The organism is Sphingopyxis sp., from assembly GCF_035565275.1.
Taxonomy (GTDB): Bacteria; Pseudomonadota; Alphaproteobacteria; order Sphingomonadales; family Sphingomonadaceae; genus Sphingopyxis.
The window spans coordinates 1-8,826 of record NZ_DATMST010000064.1 but is presented as its reverse complement, the minus strand read 5'-3'; the positions used below and the strand labels follow the sequence as shown (position 1 = coordinate 8,826).

Sequence of the window (8,826 nt, the reverse complement as noted above, 5' to 3'; positions counted from 1 at the left end):
GCCAAGGCCGCGACCCGCCTCGACGCCGCGGTTGCGGGCGAACTCGTGCCGCTCAAGCTCGACGCCGCACGCTTCCGGACGCTCGTCGAGCGCCTGCCCGCCGAACGCTGGGGCGCCGATGGCATCGACCGCGTCGAATTTCTCATCTCGACCAATCCCGGCGCGCCCTTTGCGTCGCTCGCGAAGATCGCATCGGGAGGGGAGCTGTCGCGCTTCATCCTCGCATTGAAGGTCGCGCTCGCTGAAGAGGGCGGTGCCGATACGATCATCTTCGACGAGATCGACCGCGGCGTCGGCGGGGCGGTCGCTTCGGCGATCGGGGAACGTCTCGCAAGGCTGGCGGGCGCGGGCAAGCAATTGCTCGCGGTGACGCACAGCCCGCAGGTTGCAGCGAAAGGGGCCGCGCATTTCGTCATCGCCAAGTCGAGCGAAGGGACGGTCACGCGCACCAGTGTCCACCAGCTCGACGAAGCGGGCCGCCGCGAAGAAATCGCGCGCATGCTATCGGGCGCCGAGGTGACCGAGGAAGCGCGTGCGCAGGCGGTGCGTCTGCTTGACGTCGCGGCATGACGGCGCCGCATCCACTCGACCGCCCGGTCTGGAGCATGTTGACCGGACGGCAGGCGCATCTCGCCGAGGGCGACGAACGCGCGGTGCGGATCGATCGCGGCTATGGCATTTTTGGCGCGGCCGCCGATACGGGTGCCGAGGCGCAAGCTGCGCTCGCCGCGCTGGTTCCGGGTCACGGCGAGATATGGATCGTCGAAGGCGCGCCCTGGCCGGTGCCGCCCGGCACATATGAGGTCAAGCGCGCGGTGCTTGCGCAGATGGTCGCCGGGGGCGCACCGCCGTCACCTCCGGAGGATGACGTCGCGATCCTTCCCCTCGGTGACGGGGATGCGGCCGAAATGGCGGCGCTAGCCGACCATGCCCGACCGGGACCATGGGGGCCGACGACGCACCGTTACGGTCCCTTCTTCGGAATCCGCGAAAACGGCCGCCTGCTCGCGATGGCAGGGCAACGCATGCTGATGCCCGGCATGGCCGAAGTCAGCGGCGTATCGACTTGGGCGGATTGCCGCGGCCGGGGTTATGCCCGAATGCTGATCGGCCATGTGATGCGCGAGATGATCGCGTGCGGCGAGCAACCTTTTCTGCACAGCTATGCCGATAATACAGGCGCGCTCGCCCTCTATGAAACGCTCGGCTTTCGCGTCCGGCGTGAGGTGCATATGCTGGCGATCGCGAAATGATGAACCGTCGCGAGCATCTCGTCGCGCTGGCGGCGATGGCCGTAGCGCTGCTCCCTGCATCGAAGGCGCGCGCGCTGGAGGATTTTATGGAAGAAGCCGATCCGCAATATGGTCTCGTTGGTCAAATGATGGCGCAGCCCGGCCAGCGCGCGGCGCTGATTGCCATCCTGACCGAAGGCACGGGCGAAATGCCCGGCAATCTCGCCTATCTGATCGGCGAGGATAGCGCGAACTCCGATGCCATCTGGATCGTCGAACTGTGGGACAGCAAGGAAGCGCACGCCGCCTCGCTGACGCTACCCGCGGTGCAAGCTGCGATCAAAAAGGGGCGACCGCTTATCGCAGGATTTGGTACTCGCGCCGAATTCAGGCCGGTGGCAAAGACGGGCGCATGACCGAGATTGAATCGCTATCGCAGGCCGATGCCGCCAATGAGTTGATGCGGCTCGCAAAAACCATCGCCTATCACAGCAAGCGCTATCATGCCGAAGACGCGCCCGAAATTTCGGACGCTGACTATGATGCACTCGTCCGCCGCAACAATGAACTCGAAGCCGCCTTCCCGCAACTGGTCCGCGCCGACAGCCCGAACAGCCAGGTCGGCGCCGCGGTCGAGGCGTCGCCGCTCGCCAAGGTTACCCACGCACAGCGGATGATGAGCCTCGACAACGCGTTTGCGGCCGAAGACGTCGAGGAATTCGTCGCGCGGGTGCGGCGCTTTTTGAATCTTCCGGGCGAGGCGGTCGTCGCGTTGACCGCCGAGGACAAGATCGACGGTCTGTCCTGCTCGCTGCGCTATGAAAAGGGCAAGCTCGTGCAGGCCGCGACGCGCGGCGACGGCAGCGTGGGCGAGGATGTCACGGCAAACGTCCGCTACATCGCCGATATTCCGCAGGAGTTGAAGGGCGCGACGCCCGACGTCTTCGAGATCCGCGGCGAGGTCTATATGGCCAAGGCCGATTTCGTGGCGCTCAACGCGCGCCTGCTTGCAGAGGGGGAGGCGCTCGCTGCGCAGCGTGAGCAGGAATTCGATCCCGCTACCGTCCGTCAGTTCGCCAACCCGCGCAATGCGGCGGCAGGCTCGCTCCGCCAGAAGGATGCGAGCGTCACCGCGTCGCGCCCTCTGCGTTTCCTTGCTCACGGCTGGGGTGAGGTAAGCGCGCTGCCCGCCGAAACCCAGTTCGACATGATGAAGACGATCGAGCGCTGGGGCGTCCCGGTGTCGCCGCTCCTCAAGCGTTATGAATCGGTCGCCGACATTCTGGCCCATTACGCCGAGATCGAGCGTCGCCGCGCCGAGATGGATTATGACATCGACGGCGTCGTCTACAAGATCGACAGCCTCGCATGGCAGCAGCGACTTGGCTTCGTCGCCAAGGCGCCGCGCTGGGCCATCGCGCATAAATTCCCCGCCGAACGCGCGCAGACGACGCTGGAATCGATCGACATCCAGGTCGGGCGGACGGGCAAGCTGACCCCGGTCGGCCGGTTGACTCCCGTCACCGTTGGCGGCGTCGTCGTCGCGAACGTCACGCTCCACAACCGCGACGAGATCGGCCGTCTCGGCGTCCGTCCCGGCGACCGCGTCGTGATCCAGCGCGCGGGCGACGTGATCCCGCAGGTCGTCGAAAACCTCACCCGCGACGAGATGCGCGCGCCGTATGTTTTCCCCGACCATTGCCCCGTCTGCGACAGCGAGGCGGTGGCCGAAGAGGGTGAGGTTGATGTCCGCTGCACTGGCGGCCTGATCTGCAACGCGCAGAAATTCGAGCGCCTGCGCCATTTCGTCAGCCGTGGCGCGCTCGACATCGAGGGGCTTGGCGAAAAGAGCATTCAGGAATTTCTCGACCTCGGCTGGCTCGACAAGGGGCCCGCTGATATCTTCCGCCTGAAGAGCCACCGCGCGGAGCTGCTCGGCCGCGAGGGGTGGAAGGAAAAGTCGGTCGACAATCTTTTCGCCGCGATCGAAGCCAAGCGCGCGCCCGATGCCGCCCGGCTGCTTTTCGGGCTCGGCATCCGGCACGTCGGCGCGGTGACCGCGCGCGATTTGCTCAAGGGGCTGGGCGCCATCGCGCGGCTCCCGGAAAAGGCCGCCGAAATCCATGCATATCTTGCAGAAAACCCGCAGGGCGAAGGCGAATCGGACGGCAAATATGCGACCCGCAAGGTCGAGGCGTTCAAATCGATCCTCGAGGTGCGCGCCGACGGTATCGGACCCGCGGTCGCCGAAGCGCTCGCGGATTTCTTCCACGAACCGCACAACCGCGAATTGTGGGACGACCTCCTCTCCGAAGTCGCGCCGCCGCTTTATGTCGTCGAAACGCGGGAGAGCGAGGTGTCGGGGATGACCGTGGTGTTCACCGGCAAGCTCGAGACGATGAGCCGCGACGAAGCGAAGGCGCAGGCCGAAGCGCTCGGCGCCAAGGCGGCGGGCAGCGTCAGCGCCAAGACCGACCTCGTCGTCGCGGGACCGGGCGCGGGATCGAAGCTCAAGCAGGCGAGCGCGCTGGGTATCCGCGTGATCGACGAAGCCGAATGGGCCGAGATCGTCGCGGCGGCAGGTTAGGGCGATGGCGAGCGGTGCGCTCCGTCACAGACGGTGCGGTGAAAATGCTGTGAGGGGACCACATGGCAAAGCGTGACTATCTTCAAAATCTGATGCGCGACCTCGAATCGCATACCGAGGTGCGGCGGTTCGGCAGCGGCTGGCTCTCGGGCTTCTTCGGCCTGCTCTTTGCGATCGCCGGCTTTGGTATGGTGATCGCGTTGCGCTTTCCCGACTGGTTCGCAACCCCTGAACTCGAGATTATCAAGCATTGGGGCGGCTTCCGGGGAGTGGTCCACGCGATTCTGCTCGTCAGCTACGGCCTCTCTCTGCTCAGCCTGCTGCTGCGCCCGCGCAAGGTGCTCGGCCTCACCGCGCTGATGATCGGGCTCGCTGCGATCCTTGTCGGCGGGTCGAACGTCCAGCCGCAAGAGACGCGCGACTGGGGCATTTTCTTCGGGCTCGATTTCTTTGTCGTGAACCTGCTCGTCACCGGCTTCATGTTCGCGCCGCTCGAACGCGCCTTTCCGCACCGCAGGATGCAGCGCCTGTTCCGCACCGAGTGGCGCGAGGATCTTTTCTATTATCTCGTCAGCACGATGTTCGTGCAGGTGCTGGGCTTCCTCGCGCTCGCTCCCTCGACGATCATCAACGAGAACACGAGTAACTGGGAGGCGTTTCGCGCCACGGTCGCCTCCCTGCCGTGGATCGTCCAGTTCGTCATCGTGCTCGTCGCGTCGGACATGGCGCAATACTGGTTCCACCGTACCTTCCACCGCTATCCCTTCCTCTGGGGTTTCCACGCGGTGCACCACAGCGCGAAGTCGATGGACTGGCTCGCGGGATCGCGGATGCATTTCGTCGAGATCATCCTCTTGCGTTCGATCACCTCGCTGCCTCTCTTCACCCTCGGCTTCGCGCCGTCGGTGATGCAGGCCTATATCGGCTTCGTTTACGTCTGGTCGTCGCTGCTCCACGCCAATGTCGGGGGTAATTTCAACCGCCTCGGCCACTGGATCGCGACCCCGCGCTTTCACCACTGGCATCATGGGCTGGAACGCGAGGCGTTCGACGTCAATTTCGCAATCCATTTTCCGTGGATCGACAAGATGTTCGGCACTTTCCATCTGCCGAAGGACCGCTGGCCCGAAAATTACGGCATCCCCGAGGATGTTCCGCGCAGCTATTGGGGCCAGTTCCTCTATCCGTGGACGCGCACCGGCAAGAAGACCGACGAGACGCCCGCCGAATAGCGTGAGGCGGAGTAGGGCAATCTGCCCGCTTGCCAGCAGGGTTCGCGCGCCATAAGGCGCGCGACGTGAGTCTGCTCGCCGCCTTTCGCCGTCCCGGCATCCTGCTCCTGTTGCCGCTGCTCCTCGCGCTCGCCGCGCGGGTGCTGGTCGCGCCGGGCTGGATGATCGAGAGCGATGCGGGCGGATCGATCACCGTGCGCATCTGTTCGGATCCGTCGAACCCTGGCGGGACGATGACGATTCCGCTTGAAAAGGCCGGCAGTCACGACGCGGGCGAGGCGCAACAGCATTGCCCGTGGGGCGCGCTCGCCAATGCGCCGATCGTCCCCGATGTGCCTGTCCTGGCGGCCGTGCCGCCCGCTGTCGAGCCCGCCCCCGTCGCGATCCCGTCGCTCGGCTTCGCGCCCGGCATCGCATCGCCGCTCCCGCCGAGCACCGGGCCACCTCTCTTCGCCTGAACCAGCCTGAACTGCCGCCCGCGCCGAGCGCGGCGCGGCCCAATGCCTGTTTCCGGGGAAGAAATTCCAATGAACAAAATCGCTTGTCATGCGGCGCCCTTGCTGGCGTTCGCAACCTGTATCGCCGCCGTTCCCGTCCATGCCGAAGAGGCCGACGCCACGATCATCGTCACCGCGCCGACCGCAACCGATGCCGCCGAAGAGCGCGCCGCGCGGACGGCCGGCGGCACCGATGTCATTTCCTATGAAGATTATGCCGACAAGTCGGTCGTGTCCCTGCGCGACACGCTCGCCTTCTCGCCGGGGGTCTATCTCCAGCCGCGTTACGGGCAGGAGGTGCGCATCTCGATCCGGGGCTCGGGCCTCTCGCGCGGCTATCACATGCGCGGGCTGACGCTGCTCCAGGACGGGGTGCCGATCAACCTTGCCGACGACAATGGCGACTTCCAGGAACTCGAGCCCATTTTCTTCGATCATCTCGAAGTCTATCGCGGCGCCAATGCGCTGCGTTTCGGCTCGGGCACGCTCGGCGGCGCGAGCAACGGCGTGACGCCGACGGGGCACACGGCACGGGGCATCTATCTTCGCGCCGACGTCGGCAGCTTCGACAGCTATCGCGGGCTCGTCTCGGCGGGTGTGGCGGACGACCGGGTCGATGCATGGGGCGCGATCAGCGCCGACACGTCGGACGGCGACCGCGATCATGTGAAGCGGCGGAGCTTCCGCTTCAACGGCAATGTCGGCGTGCGGTTCGGCGACGTCGTGACGAACCGGCTGTACGTCAGCGTCAACAGCATCGACCAGCAGATCCCGAGCGCGCTGACGATGGAACAGGCGCTGACCACCCCGCGGCTTGCGATACCCGGGACGATCGCGGGCGATCAGGGGCGCGACATCGATTCGATCCGCATCCAGAACCGCACGCGCTTCGACTGGGGCGCGGTGAAGCTCGACGTCGGTGCCTTCGTCAACGCCAAGTCGCTTTACCACCCGATCTTCGAGCTCGTCGATCAGGAGGGGATCGATCGTGGCGGCTATTTCCGCCTCGACTATGCGGGCGACCTGTTCGAAGCGACGTTCGGCGGCGAACTGCGCGTCGGCGACACCCGGGCAAAGCGCTTCGTCAACCGGAACGGCAAGCGGGGCGCGCTGCGGGTCGATGCCGACCAGCACGCGCGCGCGGCGTCGCTCTATGGCGAGGTGCGCATCCGCCCGCTGCCCGAGCTGACCCTGATCGCGGGCGGCATCTATGCCGATGGAAAGCGGCGGCAGGTGATGAACTTCAATATCTCGGCGCCGGCGCAGAACGGGACGGTCGGCCGCGCCGCTTTCAATGCCTTCTCGCCCAAGGCCGGTCTGTTGTTCGAACCGGTGGCGGATGTGCAACTCTACGCCAATTACAGCCGCTCGGTCGAATTCCCGGGGTTCATCGAACTGGGACAGGTCGCCGCCTTCGTCCCGCTCGACGCGCAGCGCGCATGGACCGCGGAAGCCGGGACGCGCGGGAAAAGCGGCCCGCTGAACTGGGATCTCACTTATTACCGGTCGACGATCAAAGGCGAATTGCTGCAATTCGACATCGGCCCGGCGATCCCGGCCTCGACCTTCAACGCCGGCCGGACGCTCCACGAAGGTGTCGAGGCGGCGCTGGAATGGCAGCCTGCCGACTGGCTGAAGTTGCGCCAAGTCTACACTTACAGCAATTTCCGCTTCCGCAATGATGCGCAATTCGGAGACAACCGTCTGCCGGTCGTGCCCAAACACGTCTACCGCGCCGAACTGCGGATCGGCACCGACGCGCTGCACGTCGCGCCGAACCTCGAATGGGTGCCCGACGGTCCGTTCGCCGATTACCGCAATCAGGTATCGACCCCGGGCTATGCCCTCGTCGGTATCACGGGCGGCGCGACGGTCGCGCGGGGGGTCGATGCTTTTGTCGATGTCCGCAACATCACCGGCAAAAAGGCGATCGGCGACATCAGCGCGGTGATCGATGCGCGGGTCAACGATAGCGCGATTCCGGCAATCAATCCGGCGATCTATTACCCCGTCGAACGCCGCGCAGTCTCCGCCGGCATCCGCGCGCGGTTCTAGAGGAGGAACAGGGGATGACCGACATCAACCGGGTTCCGCTCTATCGAACGATCTGGCGCTGGCATTTCTACGCCGGGCTGTTCGTCATCCCCTTCATCCTGATCCTGTCGGCGACGGGGGCTGCCTATCTGTTCAAGCCCCAGCTCGACCGATGGGAGGAGCGCGCGTGGCGCGGCCTGCCGGCGGCGGACGCGGTCGATGCCGATGCGCAGGTCGCCGCCGCGCTCGCCGATTTTCCGGGCGCGAGCTTCCACTACTACCGAATCCCCGAAGCGCCGGGCGACGCCGCGGTCGTCCATCTCGGGCTGCCGGGCGGCACGATGCGCGACGTCGCGGTATCGCCGCACGGCCGGGTGATCGGCTCGGCCGATCCCGAGCGGCGAATTTCGGCGTGGCTGTCGGCGATCCACGGCAGCCTTCTGATCGGCCGCGCGGGCAAGATTCTCGTCGAGCTCGCTGCGAGCTGGGCGATCGTGATGATTCTGACCGGTCTCTGGCTCTGGTGGCCGCGCGGGCGCGGGCTGGCAGGCGTCGTATGGCCGCGCCTGTCGCTCGGCGGACGGATCGCGCTCCGCGATCTTCACGCGGTGACCGGCTTCTGGGTTTCGGGGCTGGCACTGATCCTGCTCCTGACCGCGTTGCCATGGACCGACGTCTGGGCGAGCGGTTTCCGCACCGTTCGCGCCGAAATGGGCTGGGTTTCGGGGGTGCAGGACTGGAAGGGCGGCGCCGCTGCCGATCCGCACGCCGCGCATGATCACAACGCAATGGCGATGAACGGGCATGCCGCCCACGCCGCCGCACCGGCGATCCCGCTCGCGCGCGTCGTCGCGCTCGCAAAGGCCGAGCATATGCCCGCGCCCGCGATCATCCAGCCGCCCGGCGCCCCCAATCTCTTCGGCCCGCCCAACGGCGCCACATGGACGCTGACGACGCAGACGCAGAACCGCCCGCTGGTGCGCAAGGTCAGCTACGACCCTGCGACCGGGGCCGAGGTGTCGCGCAGCGGCTTTGCCGACAGGCATGTCATCGACCGCGCCGTGAACATCGGCATCGCATGGCACGAGGGACAATTGTTCGGAATCGCCAACCAGCTGATCGGGGTCGCGACCGCGCTCGCGCTGTTCGCGCTTGCCATTTCGGGCTTCCTGATGTGGCGCCGCCGCAAGCCCGAAGACGCGCTGGGGGCGCCGCCGGTCGCGCGCGATCCGGCCCGGCTCAGG

The 8,826-nt window shown here is 66.2% G+C and carries 7 protein-coding genes and 1 pseudogene; all 8 read left to right on the top strand.

What is annotated here, in order from left to right:
- Positions 1–570: pseudogene (locus tag VN047_RS04890) on the top strand (DNA repair protein RecN); the annotation flags it as partial.
- Positions 567–1,253: a GNAT family N-acetyltransferase gene (locus VN047_RS04885; protein ID WP_325540598.1), complete on the top strand. Its 687-nt coding sequence runs from the start codon at positions 567–569 to the stop codon at positions 1,251–1,253. The pseudogene VN047_RS04890 and the gene VN047_RS04885, both read left to right, overlap by 4 nt.
- A complete protein-coding gene (locus VN047_RS04880; protein ID WP_325540596.1) occupies positions 1,250–1,648 on the top strand; it encodes a putative quinol monooxygenase in 399 nt (132 codons plus the stop codon). The genes VN047_RS04885 and VN047_RS04880 overlap by 4 nt, the downstream gene beginning before the upstream one ends.
- The gene (ligA, locus tag VN047_RS04875; RefSeq protein WP_325540594.1) at positions 1,645–3,819 is read left to right on the top strand and encodes an NAD-dependent DNA ligase LigA; all 2,175 of its coding nucleotides are present in this window, start codon (positions 1,645–1,647) and stop codon (positions 3,817–3,819) included. The genes VN047_RS04880 and ligA overlap by 4 nt, the downstream gene beginning before the upstream one ends.
- A 62-nt stretch (positions 3,820–3,881) precedes the next feature.
- Positions 3,882–5,051 (top strand): sterol desaturase family protein, encoded by a 1,170-nt coding sequence (locus VN047_RS04870; protein WP_325540591.1) that lies wholly within the window; start codon positions 3,882–3,884, stop codon positions 5,049–5,051.
- Positions 5,052–5,116: 65 nt separating this feature from the next.
- Positions 5,117–5,509 (top strand): DUF2946 family protein, encoded by a 393-nt coding sequence (locus VN047_RS04865; protein ID WP_325540589.1) that lies wholly within the window; start codon positions 5,117–5,119, stop codon positions 5,507–5,509.
- A gap of 69 nt (positions 5,510–5,578) precedes the next feature.
- Positions 5,579–7,603, top strand: a complete 2,025-nt coding sequence (locus tag VN047_RS04860) for a TonB-dependent receptor family protein (protein WP_325540587.1) — start codon at positions 5,579–5,581, stop codon at positions 7,601–7,603.
- Between the two features lie 14 nt (positions 7,604–7,617).
- The coding region (locus tag VN047_RS04855) for a PepSY domain-containing protein (protein WP_325540585.1) at positions 7,618–8,826 on the top strand (1,209 nt) is incomplete at its 3' end.